At 61.1% G+C, this 18,996-nt stretch carries 20 protein-coding genes; 8 read left to right on the forward strand and 12 right to left on the reverse strand.

Annotation, left to right across the window (positions count from 1 at the left end; all coding sequences use genetic code 11):
* The first annotated feature begins 29 nt into the window (after positions 1-29).
* On the forward strand, positions 30-971 hold the full coding sequence (locus ABH944_RS17470) for a LysR family transcriptional regulator (protein WP_404607769.1): 942 nt from the start codon (positions 30-32) through the stop codon (positions 969-971).
* Positions 972-975: 4 nt separating this feature from the next.
* Here ABH944_RS17470 and ABH944_RS17475 read toward each other — a convergent pair whose 3' ends face one another.
* On the reverse strand, positions 976-2,199 hold the full coding sequence (locus ABH944_RS17475) for a diaminopropionate ammonia-lyase (protein WP_404607771.1): 1,224 nt from the start codon (positions 2,197-2,199) through the stop codon (positions 976-978).
* On the reverse strand, positions 2,199-3,407 hold the full coding sequence (locus ABH944_RS17480; protein ID WP_404607772.1) for a M20 aminoacylase family protein: 1,209 nt from the start codon (positions 3,405-3,407) through the stop codon (positions 2,199-2,201). Before ABH944_RS17480 ends, ABH944_RS17475 begins: the two co-directional genes overlap by 1 nt.
* Before the next feature lie 152 nt (positions 3,408-3,559).
* On the opposite strand from ABH944_RS17480, the gene ABH944_RS17485 reads away from it, so the two are divergent.
* Positions 3,560-4,051 carry an Lrp/AsnC family transcriptional regulator gene (locus tag ABH944_RS17485; protein ID WP_404607773.1) on the forward strand — a complete coding sequence of 164 codons (492 nt, stop codon included), beginning with the start codon at positions 3,560-3,562 and terminating at the stop codon, positions 4,049-4,051.
* Positions 4,052-4,109: 58 nt separating this feature from the next.
* On the opposite strand, the gene ABH944_RS17490 is transcribed toward ABH944_RS17485, so the two are convergent.
* Positions 4,110-5,297: a pyridoxal phosphate-dependent aminotransferase gene (locus ABH944_RS17490; protein ID WP_404607774.1), complete on the reverse strand. Its 1,188-nt coding sequence runs from the start codon at positions 5,295-5,297 to the stop codon at positions 4,110-4,112.
* Between the two features lie 103 nt (positions 5,298-5,400).
* Complete coding sequence (locus tag ABH944_RS17495) at positions 5,401-6,336, reverse strand: LysR family transcriptional regulator (RefSeq protein ID WP_404607776.1); 936 nt, start codon at positions 6,334-6,336, stop codon at positions 5,401-5,403.
* 77 nt (positions 6,337-6,413) lie between these two features.
* Here ABH944_RS17495 and ABH944_RS17500 point away from each other — a divergent pair, with 77 nt between their 5' ends.
* Together ABH944_RS17500 and ABH944_RS17505 are read left to right on the forward strand one after the other, a co-directional pair.
* Complete coding sequence (locus ABH944_RS17500) at positions 6,414-7,085, forward strand: HAD-IA family hydrolase (RefSeq protein WP_404607777.1); 672 nt, start codon at positions 6,414-6,416, stop codon at positions 7,083-7,085.
* Positions 7,082-8,224 carry a DSD1 family PLP-dependent enzyme gene (locus tag ABH944_RS17505; RefSeq protein WP_404607778.1) on the forward strand — a complete coding sequence of 381 codons (1,143 nt, stop codon included), beginning with the start codon at positions 7,082-7,084 and terminating at the stop codon, positions 8,222-8,224. The genes ABH944_RS17500 and ABH944_RS17505 overlap by 4 nt, the downstream gene beginning before the upstream one ends.
* 26 nt (positions 8,225-8,250) lie before the next feature.
* Here the strand turns inward: ABH944_RS17505 and ABH944_RS17510 are convergent, their stop codons facing one another.
* Entirely contained in the window at positions 8,251-9,711 is a 1,461-nt protein-coding gene (locus ABH944_RS17510; protein WP_404607779.1) for a purine-cytosine permease family protein, read from the reverse strand.
* A gap of 436 nt (positions 9,712-10,147) precedes the next feature.
* On the opposite strand from ABH944_RS17510, the gene ABH944_RS17515 reads away from it, so the two are divergent.
* Positions 10,148-11,419: an MFS transporter gene (locus ABH944_RS17515; RefSeq protein WP_404607781.1), complete on the forward strand. Its 1,272-nt coding sequence runs from the start codon at positions 10,148-10,150 to the stop codon at positions 11,417-11,419.
* Positions 11,420-11,457: 38 nt separating this feature from the next.
* On the opposite strand, the gene ABH944_RS17520 is transcribed toward ABH944_RS17515, so the two are convergent.
* The 4 genes from ABH944_RS17520 to ABH944_RS17535 all read right to left on the reverse strand — a co-directional run bounded on the left by ABH944_RS17520 (position 11,458) and on the right by ABH944_RS17535 (position 14,804).
* The gene (locus ABH944_RS17520) at positions 11,458-12,126 is read right to left on the reverse strand and encodes a YceI family protein (RefSeq protein WP_404607782.1); all 669 of its coding nucleotides are present in this window, start codon (positions 12,124-12,126) and stop codon (positions 11,458-11,460) included.
* 58 nt (positions 12,127-12,184) lie between these two features.
* Entirely contained in the window at positions 12,185-12,697 is a 513-nt protein-coding gene (locus ABH944_RS17525) for a DUF3455 domain-containing protein (RefSeq protein WP_404607783.1), read from the reverse strand.
* Between the two features lie 100 nt (positions 12,698-12,797).
* Positions 12,798-13,403, reverse strand: coding sequence for a superoxide dismutase (locus ABH944_RS17530; RefSeq protein WP_404608106.1), 606 nt, complete (start codon positions 13,401-13,403; stop codon positions 12,798-12,800).
* 384 nt (positions 13,404-13,787) lie between these two features.
* Positions 13,788-14,804 (reverse strand): 1-aminocyclopropane-1-carboxylate deaminase, encoded by a 1,017-nt coding sequence (locus tag ABH944_RS17535; protein ID WP_404607785.1) that lies wholly within the window; start codon positions 14,802-14,804, stop codon positions 13,788-13,790.
* Between the two features lie 160 nt (positions 14,805-14,964).
* On the opposite strand from ABH944_RS17535, the gene ABH944_RS17540 reads away from it, so the two are divergent.
* Complete coding sequence (locus ABH944_RS17540) at positions 14,965-15,474, forward strand: Lrp/AsnC family transcriptional regulator (RefSeq protein ID WP_404607787.1); 510 nt, start codon at positions 14,965-14,967, stop codon at positions 15,472-15,474.
* 148 nt (positions 15,475-15,622) lie between these two features.
* Complete coding sequence (gene ppnP / locus ABH944_RS17545) at positions 15,623-15,943, forward strand: pyrimidine/purine nucleoside phosphorylase (RefSeq protein WP_404607789.1); 321 nt, start codon at positions 15,623-15,625, stop codon at positions 15,941-15,943.
* 94 nt (positions 15,944-16,037) lie between these two features.
* Here the strand turns inward: ppnP and ABH944_RS17550 are convergent, their stop codons facing one another.
* From ABH944_RS17550 to ABH944_RS17560, 3 genes are all read right to left on the reverse strand, one after another.
* Complete coding sequence (locus ABH944_RS17550) at positions 16,038-16,568, reverse strand: hypothetical protein (protein ID WP_404607791.1); 531 nt, start codon at positions 16,566-16,568, stop codon at positions 16,038-16,040.
* Positions 16,569-16,715: 147 nt separating this feature from the next.
* The gene (locus tag ABH944_RS17555) at positions 16,716-17,606 is read right to left on the reverse strand and encodes an alpha/beta hydrolase (RefSeq protein ID WP_404607793.1); all 891 of its coding nucleotides are present in this window, start codon (positions 17,604-17,606) and stop codon (positions 16,716-16,718) included.
* Position 17,607: 1 nt separating this feature from the next.
* Positions 17,608-18,339 carry a DUF4118 domain-containing protein gene (locus tag ABH944_RS17560; RefSeq protein WP_404607795.1) on the reverse strand — a complete coding sequence of 244 codons (732 nt, stop codon included), beginning with the start codon at positions 18,337-18,339 and terminating at the stop codon, positions 17,608-17,610.
* A 281-nt stretch (positions 18,340-18,620) separates the two neighbouring features.
* Between ABH944_RS17560 and ABH944_RS17565 the strand changes: the two genes are divergently transcribed.
* Complete coding sequence (locus tag ABH944_RS17565; RefSeq protein WP_404607796.1) at positions 18,621-18,935, forward strand: DUF4148 domain-containing protein; 315 nt, start codon at positions 18,621-18,623, stop codon at positions 18,933-18,935.
* The last annotated feature ends 61 nt before the right edge of the window (positions 18,936-18,996 follow it).

The raw sequence follows: 18,996 nt of genomic DNA on the forward strand, positions 1-18,996 counted from the left end.
GATTGTTTTCTATGGTGAACAATGAAGATATGGAAACGCAACGTGTCGAGTCGCTCTGGACCCATCTCTATTGGCTGACAATTCTCGCGCAGCAAGGCAGCTATACCCGCGCCGCCACACGGCTCGGCGTGAGCAAGGCGGCCATGAGCCAACGGATTGCCGAACTGGAGCGCGCAGCAGGCGTTTCTCTGGTGCAGCGCACAACTCGCAGCGTGCGGTTGACGGAGGCGGGACAACGTCTGGTCGACCAGACCCGCGGCCAATATGAAGGGATCGCGCAAAGTTTCGCGGGCGTGCGCGATTCGGCGGGTATCGCCCGCGGCGAGCTGCGCGTCACCGCCCCCGTGGCGTTTGCGCGGCAGCAACTCGTGCCGCATCTGTCGGTTTTTCTTCGGGCAAATCCGGAAGTGCGCGTGCAGCTAGAAGTGTCAGACCGGATCACCTCGCTAGCCAGCGAAGGCTTTGATCTCGCGATCCGTCATAGCGCCGCGCCACCCGAAACGCATGTGGCCTGGACCCTGTGCGCCACGCGCTCGGTAATCGTGGCAACGCGAGCGTATCTGCGCCGGCGCGGCACACCTGCCTCGCCACAGGAACTGGCCGCACATGACTGCTTGTTCTATCCGCGTGCGCAGGAGGCGCCGGCCTGGACGTTCGAACGCACAACGGGACGCAAGACAGCCGCCGGGCGAGTGACTGTGCCAATCTCCGGGCCGTTTTCCGCGAACAATAGCGAGACCTTGCGCGACGCAGCACTCGACGACCTGGGCATCGCGCTCCTGCCCGATTTCAGCGCGCAAGCTGCGCTGCGCGCTGGGCACTTGATCCGGGTGCTGCCTGAGTGGCAGCCCAAGGGCGGGTTCGCTGAACAGCTTTATATCGTCAGGCCCTACGCGCCGCACGTGCCGCGTGCAGTGACAGCGTTTGTAACCTATCTGCGCAAGACCTTCGAAAACGGCTTCTCCGACTAGAAGGCTAGGCACCCTCCTTTTGCCGCGCAAGCCAGCCTCTCTGCGCCGCCAACACATCGTCGGCGCGCAGTCCTGTTAGCTGCCTGTACAAAGCCGGCGCGGTCGCGCCTTCGGTGTTCAGCAGCAATACGCTCGAGCGTTCGTCAAGCCCGAGCGCAGCGCGATCTTCCGCGCTGCTGCTCGCCTGAACGAGTCCCGCGAGTCCCGCGGCGCCCGACTCCCCGGCCACAAGAGGCACATCGCGCTCAGCACCAGCGGCTAGCATCCGCATGGCATCGACAGCGGCATCGTCGGGAATGGTCATGAAGGCATCGGCGAGAACATGCAGGAAACGCCACGCCAGCGGCGACGCTTCCCCGCACGCAAGCCCGGCCATGATCGAGTCGACAGAGCCCGTCGCCAGCGCCGCCTGTCCTTTGACTGCGCTTTGAAACAGGCAATCCGCCTGCTCCGGTTCGACAATCACGCAAAACAGCCGCCGCTCGGCAAAGCGCTCGGCGAAATAACTGACAACACCAGCCGCCAGTCCACCCACACCACCCTGAATAAACACGTGCGTGTAAGAGCCTTGATTGCGTTGCTCGATTGCCTCGGCGGCAATCGTCCCGTATCCCTGCATCACATCGCGTGGGATGGTTTCGTAACCCTCATACGAGGTGTCGGAAACGACATGCCAGCCGTGCTCACCGGCGAGACGCGCGGCTTCCTTCACGGACTCGTCGTAGTTGCCGTCGATCTGCACAATCTGCGCGCCCAACTGTTCTATCGCGAGTCGCCGTTCATCGTTCACGTGTCGATGCAACACGATCACACAACGGCATCCAATGCTGCGCGCAGCCGCTGCCAAGGCGCGGCCGTGATTGCCATCGGTCGCGCTGACGACCGTGAAATCCTGCAACCGCGCCTTGTAGTGCCCGGCCACCAACTTGGCCGGGATAAAGTTTTCGTCGGGCCAAAGGCGTCGAATCAAACGGATCAGCGCTATGGGCGCACCCAGCGCCTTAAAGCTTCCAAGCGGGGAACGATGGCCTTCGTCCTTCATGCTGATCGATCCAACGCCCAGCCGTGCAGCAAGATCCGGCAAGTCCCACAACGGCGTAGGACCGGCTTTCAGCCCATCCCACGTCGATAACCACGCGCGGCTTTCATCGGCGGCTTGAATGTTCAGGATGTCGCGCAGCGACTCGTCGTAGCGGCCCCGGCGCGCGCGGGCGTTATGTAGCAACATTAAACTTTCCTCGGATTCGGGTTATGGCTATGGATAACCGATAGTTTCGTGCGCACGATCTCGGCAAGATAGCGCGCGCCAATAGGCAAGACTGTGTCGTTGAAATCGTAGTGAGCGTTGTGAAGCGGGGTCGCACCCGGCTCGCCCTCGGCACCATTGCCAATGAACGCAAAGTTGCCAGGCACCACCTGAAGGAATGCGCCGAAGTCTTCCGAAATCATCATCGGGGCCACGTTGCCATCCACGTTCTCGGCTCCCACAACTGCGGTTGCAGCCGCGATCGCTGTCGGAACGCATTCCGGCGTGTTCACCGTAGGAACAAACTCGTGGGTGTATTCGAATGAACATTCAGCCCCATGCGCCGCGCAGATACCCTCACTGATGTTGCGCATCCGGGTCTCGAGTAACCGCTGCACGTCAGGCGTATAGCTGCGTGTATCGCCCTTGATGATCACCTGTCCGGGAATTGCATTGCGAATGCCGTCGGTGAACAGTTCGGTGCAGGAAATCACAGCAGACACACCGGGATCGACACTCCTCGATACAACCGTCTGTAAAGCGAGCACAACCTCTGCTGCAATCACAATGGGATCGATGGTCATATGCGGTCGCGCCGCGTGCCCACCTCGTCCATTGATACGGATAACGAAATCATCTTCACTGGCCATGATGCCGCCAGCCCGCGTCGCAATGGTTCCCGCGCGTTGACCGGGGATGTTGTGAACGCCGTAGATTTCATCCACGGGGAAACGCTCGAACAGTTTGTCGGCGATCATCGCCTTTGCACCCTTGCCGTGTTCCTCGGCGGGCTGAAAGATAAACCGCACGGTCCCGCTGAAATCGCGCCGCTCGCAAAGAAGCTTCGCGGCACCCAGCACCATGCTCATGTGACCGTCATGCCCGCAAGCGTGGGACTTGCCGGCGTGCACGGACGCGTAGCCGCGCTCCGGCGCCTGCTCATGAATGTTGAGCGCATCCATCTCCGCACGCAGACCAATCACACCGCGACCATCGCCGCAAGACAGGCTCGCGACAAAACCCGTCCCGCCGATACCCCGCGTCACCTCCAGCCCGAAATCTTCGAGCACGCCCGCCGCGAACGCACTTGTTTCGTGTTCCTCGAAACCCGTCTCGGGCGCGCGATGAAGCCGGTGCCGCCACTGCGTCAATTGCCTGTCGAAGTCCAACGCCTCGTTGCTCGTGTCCATTGTGTTGCTCCCATGTCCGCTCGATTCCTCTTGTGCTCCAGTATAGGAACCTGTGGATGAGAAAAAATCTCACATAAGACGCGATCTTCGATAAATTGATTCTATTTTGGTCTTTAACCTTCGCGATCGCCGCGTTCATCCCAGGACACCCCATGGCACTCGACCGGCTGGACGTTCGAATCCTCAACCTGTTGCAGGAAAATGCGGCTACTCCGCTACGCGTGCTCGCCACAGAGGCCAATGCGTCGGCCGCGACCTGTCAGCGCCGGATCGCGCAGTTGCGGGCAGACGGCGTGTTGCTGAAAGAGGTCGCTATCGTCGATCGCATGCGGGTCGGGCGGCCACTGACTGTGTTTGTATCGGTGGAACTGGACAAGCAGAACGACGCACTATTGCGCGCGTTCGAGCGGCGCATGATGGCGGAGGGTGATGTGATGGCCTGCTACGAAGTATCCGGCGAGTTCGACTTCCTGCTGATCGTGAACTCGGCGTCCATGGAGCGTTATCACGCGTTCACGCGCCGGTTGTTTTCGTCGAACAACAACGTGCGCAACTTCAAGAGCAACTTCGCGATGAACTGCTCGAAGTTCGAGACGAAGATTTCGATTGATGACCCGGAAGAGCCGGACGACGGGCTGGCATAAAGCGACCGGCGCGACGCTGGATGATTCATGCAGCACCAACACCGCCCGTCATCCCCGTTCAACCCTTCGCCTTCCCCACCAAACTCCCAACGAACGCGGCAATGCGATCGCAAGCCTGCGCAAGCCGTGCTTCATCGACCACAAAACCCAGCCTCACATAACCGCTCGCCGTCTCGCCAAACGCGCTTGCGTCGAGTACTGAAACACCTTGTGCACGGAACAACTGCCAACTGAAATTGTAGGCATCCAGCCCCGTGCCGGTCACATCGACCATCATGAACATGCCTGCCTCGGGCAATAGACAATGCAAGCCCGGCACGTCACGAAGACGATTGAATACAACGTCGCGCCGCCGCCGGTAGATCTCGCGCATGTCCGCCACAATCTGCATCCGGTTCTCGAGTGCGGTCACCGCCGCTTCCTGGATGAAACCCGGCAAGCCGTACAGCATGCAGAGAGCAAGCCGCCCCAGATGCTCGATCAGCGTCTTGGGTCCTATCACCCAACCCACGCGCCAACCGGGCATGGCATGCGACTTGGACAAGCTGCCGATAGTCACGGTGCGCTCGGCCATGCCTTCCAGCGAAGCAATGCTCACGTGCTCGCGCTCAAAGGTCAGGTCCGCATAGACCTCGTCGGCGACGATCCAGAGATCGTGCTTGCGAGCCAATTCGGCAATGCGCTCAAGGTCTTCACGCGGCATCACCACGCCGGTCGGATTGCATGGCGTGGCGAAGAAGATTGCTTTCGTACGCGGGGTAATGGCTGCCTCGAGCGCCGCGCAGTCCAGATGAAAGGCTCTCAGCGGATCAACGGCCACAGGCACCAGCGTTGCGCCCGATGCCCGGACGCTGGCCTCGTAGGTCAGGTACATCGGCTCGGGCACGATGACCTCGTCACCTGCTTCGCACAGGCACAAGGACGTAGCGAAGACCCCGTTCTGCGCGCCCGCGACCACGATCACATTGCTCGCATCCGCGCTCGTGCCGGTCTGACGCGAATGATCCCGCGCGATAGCGGCCCGCAACGGCTCGCGTCCAATCACTTCCGCGTAATGGGTGTCGCCGCCCCGCAGCGCTGCCACGGCGCGATCGACGATGACTTCGGGTGTAGCAAAGTCCGGATCGCCAACGCTCAGGACAATGACGTCCTCGCCTTTCTGCAAAGCCTGCTGCGCGGCGTGATGAATTTCCCATGCAGCCGTGCGCTTGCCCTGCAGGCGCTCGACGAGGTTCGAATACTTCATGCGCTCACTCCCTGAAGCGTGACCATCAACCCGGCACGCGATGATTGATCTCTGTTCCCTTCGATTATAAAGTCCGCCATGACGCGAACGTCAAGCGGCTGCGTCACCGCCCTTTCGTCTTCTCTCCCGCAGCCTCCGCGCCAAGATTCTCCACGAGATAACTCAACAGCGCCTGGATCCGCAGCGACCGCCCCTTGCGCGTGGGCACGAGTGCAATCACCGGCGCGCTGCCGAAATCCCAGTCACTCAGGAACCTCACCAGCTTGCCCGCGGCGACTGCATCGGCCACGTCCCATTGCGAGCGCAGCACGAGGCCGAGGCCTTCTTCCGCCCAACGGCGCGCGACGCTGCCGTCGTTCGTGGTGAACGCCGGCGTGACGCGCAGCGTGGTTGGCGACGATGGTTTCCTGCCCGCCTCCGACCTTCGCTGGCGCACGTGCCAGAGCGTCACGTCTTCATCGTTTTCGCGGATACAGATGCAGTCGTGTTCCAGTATCTCGCGGGGTTCGCCCGGGTAACCACGCGCCGCGATATAACCCGGGCTCGCGCATAACCAGCGCTCGTTCGCCAGCAACGGCCGCGCGCTCCAGGACGAGTCGCGCACCGTGCCGATCTGGATCACGACATCGGCGGCATGGCTGTGCGGCCAGGGCGTTTCCAGCAGGTCGAGTTGCAGGCGAATCCCCGGGTTCGCGCAGGCGAACCGCGCGAGCAACGGCGCAATATGCACGCGCCCAAAACCGAACGGCGCAGCAATCCGAATATGTCCGGCGAGTTGTGCGGTCTGTTCGCGGAAGGTGTCGGGAAGTGCCTCGATAGCGCTGAGCAAGCCCTGCGCTTCGCGCGCCAGCCTTGCCCCGTCCGCGGTCAGCGACATATGCCGGGCATCACGCGTGGCAAGCGTCACGCCCAGCGCTTTCTCGAGCTTCTTGAGCCGCATGGAGAGCGCCGACGGCGTCACGTTCAGGACGCGCGCCGCCGCGCTCAGTGATTCCGAACGCGCAAGCATGGTGACGAGCCGCAGGTCAGCAAGTTCCATCGTTCAATTTTGCTTAAGGATAGATGTGACTGGATTTAAACACAGCTTAGGGTTTCGTCAGTAAAGTCACGTCCATCATGCTCAATCAAACTACTGAAACTTATCCCAAAGCGGTGCTGTTCGACCTACTCACCGCATTGCTCGATTCGTGGAGCCTGTGGAACCGGGCGGCCGGCAGCGAAGCCACCGGCCGCGCCTGGCGCGCTGAATACTTGCGGCTGACCTACGGCTGCGGCGCCTATGTTCCCTACGAAGAACTGGTGCGCCAGGCCGCGGTACAGGTCGGCTTGCGTGAATCGGCCGCACGCACGCTGGAAGCGCAATGGCTGCAACTCGCGCCATGGAACGGCACGAAAGAAGTGCTGCGCAAGCTCGCACCGCACTGCCGGCTGGCTATTGTGACGAACTGCTCCAAGCGTCTCGGCGAGCAGGCCGCCGGCCTGTTCGATATCGACTGGGACGTGATCGTGACCGCCGAAAGCGCGGGCTTCTACAAACCCGACCCGCGGCCGTATCAGATGGCGCTCGGCCGCCTGAAGGTCAACGCGAATGAAGCCGCGTTCGTGGCCGGTTCAAGCTACGACATGTTCGGCACGGCGAAGACCGGCTTGCGCACTTACTGGCATAACCGCGTTGGCCTGGCGCTCGTGGAAGGCGCGCAAGCGCCCGAGATCGAATCACCCTCGCTCGACGCGCTGCTGCCTTGGCTGCGAGAGTTCAACTCATCGAAGGGAACGTCCACGTCATGACCCTGGATCAGATCCAAACCCCCGCCGCGCTGATCGACCTGACGCGCATGCAACGCAACATCGCACGCATGCAGAGCCGGATGGACACGCTCGGCGTTGCATTCCGGCCGCATGTGAAAACATCGAAGTGCGTGGAGGTTGCGCAGGCACAGCGCGATGCGGGTGCTCGCGGCATCACGGTGTCCACGCTCAAGGAAGCCGAGCAGTTTTTCGTGGCAGGCTTCAGCGACATCCTGTATGCGGTGGGGATGGTTGCATCGAAACTGCCCCGGGCAATGGCGCTGCGGCGCGCGGGATGCGATCTCAAACTGGTCGTCGATAACCTGGAAGCGGCGCTTGCCGTTGCGCAGTTCGGCCGTGAACATGGCGAGACCTTCGAGGTGTGGATAGAAATAGATACCGACGGTCATCGTTCCGGCGTCCAGCCCGACGAAGCTCGCCTGATCGATATCGGGCGGGCGCTGCATGGCGATGACACGCACCATGGCGCACGCCTGGGTGGCGTGATGACTCATGCCGGCTCGAGCTACGACCTCAATACATCCGACGCACTCGCCAAGCTGGCCGAACAGGAACGCGCGGGTTGCGTGCATGCGGCCGAGCGTTTGCGCGACGCGGGCCTGCCGTGCGATGTCGTGAGCGTCGGGTCCACGCCAACGGCGTTGGCCGCGCAGCATCTCGACGGCGTCACGGAGGTACGGGCCGGCGTGTATGTGTTCTTCGATCTGGTCATGTGCAACGTTGGAGTCTGCACGACCGGCGATCTTGCGTTGAGTGTGTTGACGACGGTTATCGGTCATCAGGTTGACAAGGGCTGGGCCATTCTCGACGCCGGCTGGATGGCGATGAGCCGCGACCGTGGCACCTCGAAGCAAACGAACGACTACGGTTACGGGCAACCCTGCACCTTGAATGGCGCGCCGCTCGACGGCTACGTGCTCATGGGCGCGAACCAGGAGCACGGCATTCTCGCGAACGTCGATCATCCCGACAGAGATATCGCCGCGCATCTGCCGGTCGGAACACGCCTCTTGATCCTGCCGAATCATGCGTGCGCAACGGGTGCGCAATTTCCCGCTTATCACGCACGCTCGGAGGATGGGGAAGTGGCCGTATGGGACCGCTTTTACGGCTGGTAGATCGGCAACGACCCCTTCACTTTTAGTTAGCTCGACACGGCTTGCGCATCCGAAGGTGTATCGATACGACCTGCATCAGCGGGCAGGATCAGATGCGCCGGCACATGGCGCGCCGCGCGACGCGCTACAAGGAAATAGAGCGCCGCCGGAACGATGAGACCAACGATCCACGAGATGTCAGTGCCGTCGAGCCGGTCAACCAGCGGCCCCGTATAAAACGCAGTGGAGATGAACGGCATCTGCACGAGCACGCCGAACACGTAGATGCCGATCCCCGTCATGTTCCAGCGCCCATAGCGGCCATTCGGGTCGTACAGGGCCGGCACGTCATAGCGATCACGCGTGATGAAGTAATAGTCGACCAGATTGATCGCGCTCCACGGCGTGAAGAAGGCGAGCAGGAACAGGATGAACGACGAGAACTCATGCAGGAACGCATGGCGTCCCGCCAATGCAAGCGCCATTGCCACGCCGATCATGCCGAGGATATACAGCAGGCGGCCGCGCCCCGACAGCTTGTTGTCGCCACGCAAACCGCTGACCACCGTCGCGATCGACATCACGCTGCCGTAGGCGTTAAGGGTGGTGATGGTGACCTTGCCGAAGGCAATGACGAAATACAGCAGCGCCGCGACCCCGCCACTTGCACCGAGCCCAACGACAAACGACACCTCATGCCCGGAGAACTGCCTGCCCGCCAGTGCGGCCGCGAACACCCCAAAGGTCATGGATGCCTGCGCGCCGATAGCCGAGCCCGCGAAGATCGCCCAGAACGTCCTGCCTGGGGATGTCGAGCGCGGGAGGTAGCGGGAATAGTCGGCCACATAGGGGCCGAACGCGATTTGCCAGGAAGCGGACAACGACATCGCAAGCAGGAAGCTGCTCACCGTGAAGTGGCGATTCGCCAGCAGCGCGCTCATGTCGTGACCCATGAGCAAGCGCGTGAACATATAGATGAACGCAACGACACCCACGACACTGGCGATCCGGCCGATCGCATGAATCACACGATACCCGAACACCGTGAACGCAACGATCACTGCGGTGAACAACACAATGCCGACCGCGTCGTCCACATGAAATAGTTGTGCGACGGCCTGACCCGCCAGCACCGAGCCGCTGGCCGAGAAGCCCACATACATCAGGCACACGAGCGCGATGGGAATCATTGCGCCGTACACGCCGAACTGCACGCGGCTCGAAATCATTTGCGGCAGTCCAAGCTGCGGCCCTTGAGCGCCGTGAAGCGCCATCACCGCTGCGCCGAATACCTGACCGATCACCAAACCCACCAGCGACCAGAACACGTCTTCACCGAGCACCACCGCAAGCGCACCCGTCACGATCGCAGTGATCTGAAGATTCGCGGCCAGCCACAGCGTGAACTGGCTGATGAGACTGCCGTGGCGCTCGGCGTCCGGAATGTAGTCGATCGTGCGGCGTTCGGCGAGGGCGCGTTCAGGGGCGTCACGGGTGGGGACAGACATATCGATTCCTCTTGATCGCGGCACCGCTTCATATGCGTGCCGCCAGTTCAGAACACTCAACCGCACGCTTGTTTCGTGCGACGCGGGAGGCCGGAGGACGCGTGCCCCGACACTCAGGCACGGACTATATGACTATATGACGGACAAAATGTATAGACAAGTTTGTCAGGATAAGTATTTATACCAATGAGAGGGAAATTTCATCCAAAGCATTACCACTAAGCATTCAACTCTCTTTCTGTCTAATCACCAATCATATTGACTCTTATTGTATAGACAAGTAGAGTTGTTTTATTCGCTTCTTGAAGTACGCTTTCACAGTATGTTCAGGACTGCGTTGTGCATCTCGGGCGGAACAGCCGTGGCTGATCGGGGCCATGCGGCGCGCGGGCGCCGAGCTTGGCCAAACTCGCCTGCCGGTCAAAAGGAATTGACGATGAAAACCAGAATATTCCCGGGCTGGTATGTGGTGTTCGCAGCGCATTTGCTGCTCGCGCTTATCTTCGGTGCCGCGTACTCCTTCGGCGCATTCTTCTCCCACATCCAGGCCAACTTCGACGCGGGACGTTTCTCCGTGGCGTCGGTGTTCTCGCTGACGGCCTTCATCTACTACACGACCGGCGTGTTTTCCGGTTCGCTCGCGGACCGTATCTCGACCCGGGTCGTGGTGAGCGCGGGTGTCATGCTGCTGGCGCTCGGCTTCTTCATCAGCAGTCTTGCGACAGGGTCGCTGCAACTGTTCATCGGGTCTTTTTGTTCGCTCGTCGGGTTAGGTGTCGGTCTCGTCTATGTTCCGACTGTGACGGCAGTCCAGCGCTGGTTCGTGAGAAATCGCAGCAAGGCCTCGGGAATCTCGCTGGCAGGTACGGGACTGGGCACCTTCATCGGCCCCACGGCGGCGGGACTGCTGATGCAGCAAGTCTCCTGGGAGTCGACCATGCGCATCTTCGCGGCAGCAATCGCCGTAGCCGGAGTCCTGGCAGCCATGCTGATGAGGAGCAGTCCTCAGGAACTCGGCCTGCTTCCCGATGGGGACCGCCAGGCCGGCAACAACACCGGCACGGGCACCGCGGCGCGCGCTCCGGCACAGTCTGGCGTGCGGCTTGCCGAAGCCATGAGGACCACCCGTTTCTGGTGGTATTTCGCGGCAATTCTCTCAGGCTCGATCGGTATGTTTCTCGCCATCGTGCACATCAATCCGTATGCGCGGCAGCTTGGCGTGTCACCCACCGAGTCGAACCTGCTGATCGGGTTGATCGGCGTGGGCAACGTGGCGGGGCGGCTTTTCCTCGGCAGCATAGGGGACCGCATGGGAGCACGCCGGCTCCTCGTCTACCTGACCCTGGCACTCGCGATCCTGAATATCTTCTGGCTCGGTGCCCATACGTTCGCCTCACTCGCCCTGTTCGCCATGCTCTTCGGCATGGCCAACGGCGGTTGCATATCGCTTTACCCGTCTGTTACGGCAAGCTGGTTCGGAACAGCGAATCTGGGTGCGATCCTCGGAGCGCTCTATATTGCAGTTGGCATTGCGGCTGTGGCGGGCGGAAGCATCGCCGGACTGCTGTTCGACGTCTATCAAAGCTACTCCACCTCGATCGTTCTCGGCGCGGTCTGCGCGCTGATGTCCGTCGGGTTCATCCTGATGGCCGGACGAGAGGCGCGATCATTCCCGCTGCGAGCTCCGTCCAGCCGTTCCTTCCATTGACCCGGCCGCCGCACGCTTCCCCGCGCTCACGCCGCCCATCACTGAGACGCCGCTTCCGGCGTGGCTGCGTCAAACTCCGCCTGGATTGCCACGTGTACGTCGTCGCCCACGGCCGGATACCACGTAGATAATCCGAATTGCGCGCGGCTGAAATGTCCGTCGGCGGAAAAACCCAGCGTCTGCAGCTTGGTCAGTGGATCCCGTGCGTGCCCATTGAACGTGACCGCCAGCGTGACCGGCCGGGTCGTGCCATGAATGGTCAGGTCGCCGGTCAGTTCTCCCTTGTTGTCGGCGGTGCGCCTGAACGCCGTGCTCGCAAAATGAATGGTCGGAAAACGCTCGACGTCGAGCATATCGTTGCCCTTGACCATCTTGTCGAGGAGCGGCACGTTGGTGTCCAGGCTGGTTGCATCGATATCCGCCGTCACCGTGCTGTGCTCCATGCCGGCCGCATCCCAGTTCAACTGCGCGGTCGTCTTGTCGAAGCGCATGACAAAGCGCGAATACTTGAAGTGATCGACATCGAAACTGACGTTCCAGTGATGCGCGTCGAGTTGATAACGGCCGGCCGGAACGCTTGCTTCATCGGTCGATACCGAATGCGTCACCACGCTCAGTGCGGTGCAGGCGGACATCGTCCCAACGACTGCGATGAGCAAACCCGTCCGAAGGGCGCGGAGGCCGGGCAGGAATCTGGAGTCATGCATGCTTGTCCCTTGAAGAAGTCGGCGCACGGGATGTGGTCATCGTGACCGCTCACCCAGGCTATTTATAGAAAATGTAATTGGCGATGTAAGGCGAGTTGCCAATCTCATGTTCGGTTGAACAGGGAGCTGCCGGCATCACACCGCCTACCGTGTTCACGCGCTGCACATAGCGAATGGCGGACAGCGTGCCGTTCGCCGCGGTGCTGCGGGCTTCGAGCAAGAGCTGCGGCACGCTGGCGGAAGCCTCGCTTGGCGTTTGCGCGATCACGTGACCCACGATCCGGCTGCCGTCGTCCGCTTCCCACGAAGGCCCGGCCGAGTGCCGGATCACCGCGTGGCCGCTTGCGTCGTAGAGCGTTGCCTGCGGGTTCTTGAACACCCAGCCAAGACGATGCTGTGCGTCGTACTCGCATGAGTAGACCTGCACGCCGGACGCAGTGGTCTCCAGCGCGCGCTCTGCCTGTGGGGGATCGATGGGAGAAGCGGCGAACGCGACAGTACTTGCCACGCAGGCTGCGATCACAGCGGTTGAACAGAGGACACCGCCCGCACGGTCGAAAATGGTGAACATGAAATCCCTGCTGGAATGGATTGACGAATGTGCTCACGAACGAGCTGATGATAGATTGTGCGCCCGAGTCCGCGCTGCAGGCAAAATGCCCTCGCCCGGCTCAGACCCGGTCCAGGTTCGCCGACGCGAACGCCCAGTTCAAGAGCCCCGACACGGTCGCGACCAGGTAGTCAGGGCGGCGGTTCTGATAGTCCAGGTAATACGCGTGCTCCCACACATCCACTGTCAGCAACGGCACGAGGCCGCGCGTGAACGGCGTTTCAGCGTTGCTCGTCTTGACGACGGCAAGCTCGCCCTGATCGAGCACCAGCCAGCCCCAGCCGCTGCCGAACTGCGATGCCGACGTGCTCACCAATGCCTTCGTCAACGCTTCTGTTGAACCGAACTTGCGCACGATTGCCGCCTGGAGTTTTTCGCTCGGCCGGGTCATGACCGGGCTTAGCGAATTCCAGTAGAAGTTGTGATTCCAGGCTTGCGCGGCGTTGTTGAAGACATCGGCGAGAGCGAGTTGATCGTGGGATTGCATGATCACCTGTTCCAGCGATGCCTGCGCGAGCGGCGTGCCGGCCAGCAGCTTATGCAGGTTATCGAAATACGCCCGATGGTGCTTGCCGTAGTGAAAGCTGATGGTGCGCGCCGAGATCACCGGGTCGAGCGCATTGTCAGCGTAAGGCAAGGGCGGAAGCGTTTGCGGCGATGAACCCAGGTAAGCGGGAACGACGCCGAGCGGCGTTTTTGCATCGGCAGGAGATTGGGCCGATGTGTCTTGCGTGGAGGCACCGAACGCAAGCTTCGAGAGCGCGATACTCACCGACGCTAACGATCCGCTTGCGATCAGACGGCGACGGGAAATGAGCGAATTGAGCATGTTGAAACCCGTAAGTGTGGAGTGGTTGCAGCCCTGACCGGTTCACCGGTCTTTGCTGACTGCACTCACACAACACCTCGGATTCAATATCTATTCCATCGCGAGCGGCAATTCCTGGCTGGGTATGGATCGACTGCAGGCAAAGCCGCTGGCCGCGTACACGTCGTGAACTTCGGATGGGCGCACAACGGACGTGTGCGTCCCGCATGCTGGTTCACCCGCTCAACCTTCGCGAAACAGGAAGCTGTAGGCGTTCAACGCCGGCACGCCGCCGAGATGCGCGTACAGCACCTTCGAGCCTTCCGGGAACTCGCCACGCTTCACTTTATCGATCATGCCGTGCATCGACTTGCCTTCGTACACGGGGTCGGTCAACACGCCTTCCAGCTTCGCGCAAAGGCGAATGGCTTCCAGCGTGCCTTCGTTCGGCAAACCGTATTCGGGGCCGCCATAACGTTCGTCGAGCACGATGTCGTTCAACGTGATGTCGCGTCCCAGTTCCACTTGCTCAGCCGTTTTCCGCGCGATCCGGTAAATTTGCTCACGGGTCTTTTCAGGCTTGGCCGATGCATCAATACCAATCACCCGGTCCGCGCGTCCGTCTGCCGCAAAGCCCACGACCATGCCCGCCTGCGTGCTGCCCGTGACCGAGCAAACCACGATGTAGTCGAACTTGAAGCCGAGCTCCGCTTCCTGCTGGCGCACTTCTTCCGCGAACCCCACAAAGCCCAGGCCGCCAAGCGGATGATCCGAACAACCGGCGGGAATAGCATAGGGCTTGCCGCCCGCCTTCCGGACATCTTCCAGCGCGTCTTCCCAGCTCTTGCGAAAGCCGATGTCGAAACCATCGGCGACCAGGCGCACATCCGCGCCCATGATCCGCGACATCTGGATATTGCCGACGCGGTCATACACCGCGTCCGAGTAGTTCACCCAGTTCTCCTGCACCAGCACGCATTTCATGCCGAGGTGCGCGGCAACGGCTGCGACCTGACGCGTCTGGTTCGACTGAATCCCGCCGATGGAGACCAGCGTGTCGCAACCCTGTGCGATTGCTTCGGGGATCAGGTACTCGAGCTTGCGGGTCTTATTGCCGCCGAATGCGAGGCCGCTGTTGCAGTCTTCGCGCTTGGCGTACAGGTCGACCTTGCCGCCAAGATGTTTTGACAGTCGCGCGAGCGGCTGGATCGGGGTCGGCCCGAACGTGAGCGCGTGACGGGGAAATTTCTTGAGGTTCATGTGTCACTCCGGTAGACAGCCAGGTCGTCGCATTAATTTGCGTCGATGAGAAGTATGGTAAAAAACTTCGTCCGAAGCGTGGTTGCGAATAAATTATCGTTTGTTTAATTGCCACTGGACTAAACGTGGATCGACCTAATTAACGTGTGAGTAAATCATCATGAGCGCAATAAAAGTTCGTGCCGGTTCACGTGTCAGCGACCCGGCGGGCGCCGAGCTGGACCGCGTCGACCGCGCCATCCTCAGGCAGCTTCAGCGTGACGCCTCTATTTCCAACGTCGCGCTTGCGGATAAGGTGAACCTGAGTGCGCCGGCCTGTTTACGCCGCGTGGAACGGCTTAAACAAGCGGGCCTGATCCGCGGCACGGTCGCGTTGCTGGACCCGAAGAAACTCAACGCGGGCATGCTGATGATCATCGGCGTGGTGCTGGATCGCTCCACGCCCGAGTCTTTCGCCGCGTTCGAGAAAGCCGCCCAAAAGGTTTCGGGATGCATGGAGTGCCACATTACGACAGGCGAGTTCGACTGCTTCATGCTGGTCCGTACGCGCGACAGCGAGAGCTTCAACCGCCTGCATGCCGAGCAGTTGCTGTACTTGCCGGGCGTGCGCCAGGTCAGGACATTCATGGTCCTGAAGGAAATCCTCTCGACGACCAGTTTCCCTATCTAGCCTTTCCGTGCCCGCCGGCAGGGCGCGTGACGCGTGCACGGAGTCATTGCCAAGCGGCAGGATAATGACTATGTTTTGCGGGGCGGCAAACCACGCTTAAAGGGTCGGCCATGCCGATCAACAAACCGGACTATAGGAATTTCAACGTATGACAACGACCGCACAATTCGACAACGCCTCGATCCTCAAGCGCGCAAACATTTACTTCGACGGCAAATGTGTGTCGCATACCGTCCTTCTGAGCGATGGCACGCACAAGACGCTGGGCGTCATTTTCCCGGCGTTGCTGACGTTCTCGACGCAAGCGCCTGAACAGATCGATGTGAACGCCGGCCGGTGCCGCGTACGTAATCCGGGAGAAGACGCGTGGCGTGAATACGGCGCGGGCGAGTCCATCACCGTGCCGGGCAACACCAGCTTCGAGATCGAAGTGCTTGAAACCGTCGACTACGTCTGCCACTACTTCTGAAACGCAGACCGGTCGCTCGCAGCGTGCGCTGCGGGGGACCTGAGCCTCACCTGACACCTCCTGACCCGATTGACGGCAAGCGCTCGCAGCGCCATCAATCGCTCGCCTTCGGCCCTCTCACATTGCGTGCAGGGCTTCCCGACTCAATCTGCCGACGCGCCGCCACCGGACAAAGCTCGGCGTACATCTGAACCAGCCACGCGTGCGGGCAGCCGTCGCTGATGAAAATACCGTTCGCGTTGAAGTCGCTCAACCGGATCTGGCGCGTCTGCAAGGCGGCCCTGAACGCGCAGCGTGCCTTGTGCCGCACAAACAGCGCGCCGAGCACCGCGATACCGAATAACGTCGCCCTGTGCCCGAACAAGCCCGGATCATCCAGCGGCACGTGCAGCAGCAACACGATGCAAAGGCAAACCGCCGTCAGCACCGCCACCGACGCCGACAACAGCACCGCGTGGGCGCGCAATGCAATCGACAAGGTGGTTTGCATGACAGTCTCTCCGGGCTCGCGCCCAAGCGGAATTTTCTTTCGATCTCGAACAAGGCCCGCTTCATCCGATGCTGCGCCCATGTCGACCGGCAGCGCGGAATGCGGCACCGTGGCAGTCTTGGGGAAATCGACCACCGCAGGCGCGATTGAATCCGCGCTCCGCATAGAGTGAGCGGGACATGCTTAAGCCACGCTTATCCGCGCGCGGAGCGTTCAGTTACCAAAAATTGTTTTGAAAGCTTCGGCGCCGCTTCAGGCCGCCGCCGGGCTGCTGCCCGGGCTTTATTTGCCGATGGACGCCATCTGCCGGAGACGTCGGGCCAGCGCCTTCGAAACCACCGGCTTCGCGCCACCTTCGGCGCTGCTGGCGGCCTCGCTTTCCTTGAGAAACACGGCTGTCTCGCGTGCAACGATTTCCCGCTCGTTGTCGGAGGTGATCATGTGGTACGAATCGTCGAGATAGATGGTGCGCAGAACCGTCGATCCAATGTTCGCCGCAACGAACTGCGCGTTGCGCGGGCTGGACGTCTCGTCGTCAATTGCATGGATCAGCAGGCAATCATTCTTGAGCGCCGCCAGTGTTGTTCTCACGCTCGCGGCAAGGCGGCTGGCCTCGTGCAGCGCGGGAAGCGAGATGCTCGACGGACCAACTTCGCTCAAGTCGTTACGTTGCATCGCCCGGCCGATCTTCGCGCGCAGCGCCTCGTTGCGCAGCCCGAACGGCGACTCCTCGCGGTATCTCCAGCGATTGCGCAACGGCGTGTAATAAGCCCAGCCCAGCAGGAATCGATACCACGGCATAGCCCAGCCGTCGTAGTCGAGCGTGACGGACAGCAGCACGATAGCTTGCGCGCTGGGGCGCTCACGCATGAGCGCCAGCGCCAGCGTAGCGCCCATGGACAGGCCGCACACGGACACTCTGGGGTAACGGGCACTCAGCGCATCGAATTCCCGGACCGCGGCCGCTACCCACGCTTCCATGCGTAGTTCCGGCGTGCCCGCGCTATAACCATAGAGGTTGGGCGCGCACGTGGTCAGCCCTTCGCTATTCAGGTAACGCGCGAGATGGCGCATTTCGAGCGGTGAACTGGACAGGCCGTGCAGCATCAACACGGCGTGATCGCTGCCGGGATAAAAGATCGAGCCGTTCAACGCGGGGGGTTCCTTTGTCACGCTATTCAACCGTGCGCAGGATCAGGAACTCGCCTGCGTGCGTGGTAAAGCGCTCGCAGATGCATTCCACAAGTTTATGCATGCCGTCGCCGGTGCCAATCCGCACGCGGTGCCGCCCCGGTTGCAAACCACGCTGCAGCCGTTCGATATCGTCGGGATGAGCATTGGCGAAAAGCCGCCCGGGCGCCATTTCCTTGGCGCCTTGCGCCGCGTCGCGATCGACGGCCTGCAGCAGGATGATGGCGTCGTGGTAATGCGGCAGATGCCGCACCAGCCGATGCGTTTCATCCACGACCCGGCGCGACAGCGCACGTTCGTTGTCCGCGCGCAGCAGCATTTCATAGCGCGACAGCGCGACCGCCGCGATCATTTCCGCACCGAATTGCGCGCGCCGCAGCCGTTCGATAAGGGTGATGGTCGACAGGGTGACGAGCGGGTACGAAATCGCCAGCATGATGTCATCGCGGGTGATTATCGTAATGTGTCCGTAAGGCGGCACAAACAGGAAATCGGCAATGCCCAGTCCAAGCAGCATGACCGTCAGCGAAGGAATGAGACCGAAGAAGTATTCGACCATGGCCGCCGCTATACAGAAAGCGACACCTGGCATGACCGGGCCGAGAAACGGGTGCAAGGCGAGTCTGACCCCGCTTGCGACACAAAGCGCCAGCGCACTCATCAACCACACACGCTTGCCTCGCGGCGCCCAGCGGCGGGCGTTTTGAATATTCATTAATGCAGCTTTGTGTCAGCGAAGTAACCGGGACGGGGATGGATTATTACACACAGTTACAGTCAGTGTGCCATGCGCGTGCTTAAGCTTTCCTTAAGGACCTGCCAGCGGCGGACGTGCCGCTGAAACCATCTGTTTGTGTATAAGGAAATATTAAGGATCACTGCGTAATCTAGAAGCATGCATCGCGGTTGACAAGCTGCGCGTTACGGCACTTTCCGCGATGTAGCCACCCCATATCCGGATCTGCCGGATAACCTCTCGTTCCAGGAGAACGCATCATGAAATCGCTTGTACTGTCGTTGCTCGCCGCCTCGGCCCTGACCCTTCCGCTCGCTTCATTCGCACAGACCGCGAACGATCCGGTCACCCGTGCGCAAGTCCGCGCCGACCTGATCAACGCCGAACAACAAGGGACGGTTCCCCCGTCGAAAACGCACTACCCGGCAGGTCAGGAGACCGCACCCGATACGACGCGTCACGCAGATCAACAGGACGGCGTAAACAACGCATATGGCCCCTCGACCTACGGATCGAGCCAGTCAAGCAGCGTCATTCCACTGAGCCCGCATAACTCCCTTTTCTCGCATCACTGATCAGGGTCTTGTGCACGCGGGATGAAAGTCCCGCGGCTGAGTGTTGTGAAGCTCGTTTGTG

This window comes from Caballeronia udeis (assembly GCF_044909315.1).
In the GTDB taxonomy this organism is placed as follows: Bacteria; Pseudomonadota; Gammaproteobacteria; order Burkholderiales; family Burkholderiaceae; genus Caballeronia; species Caballeronia udeis_A.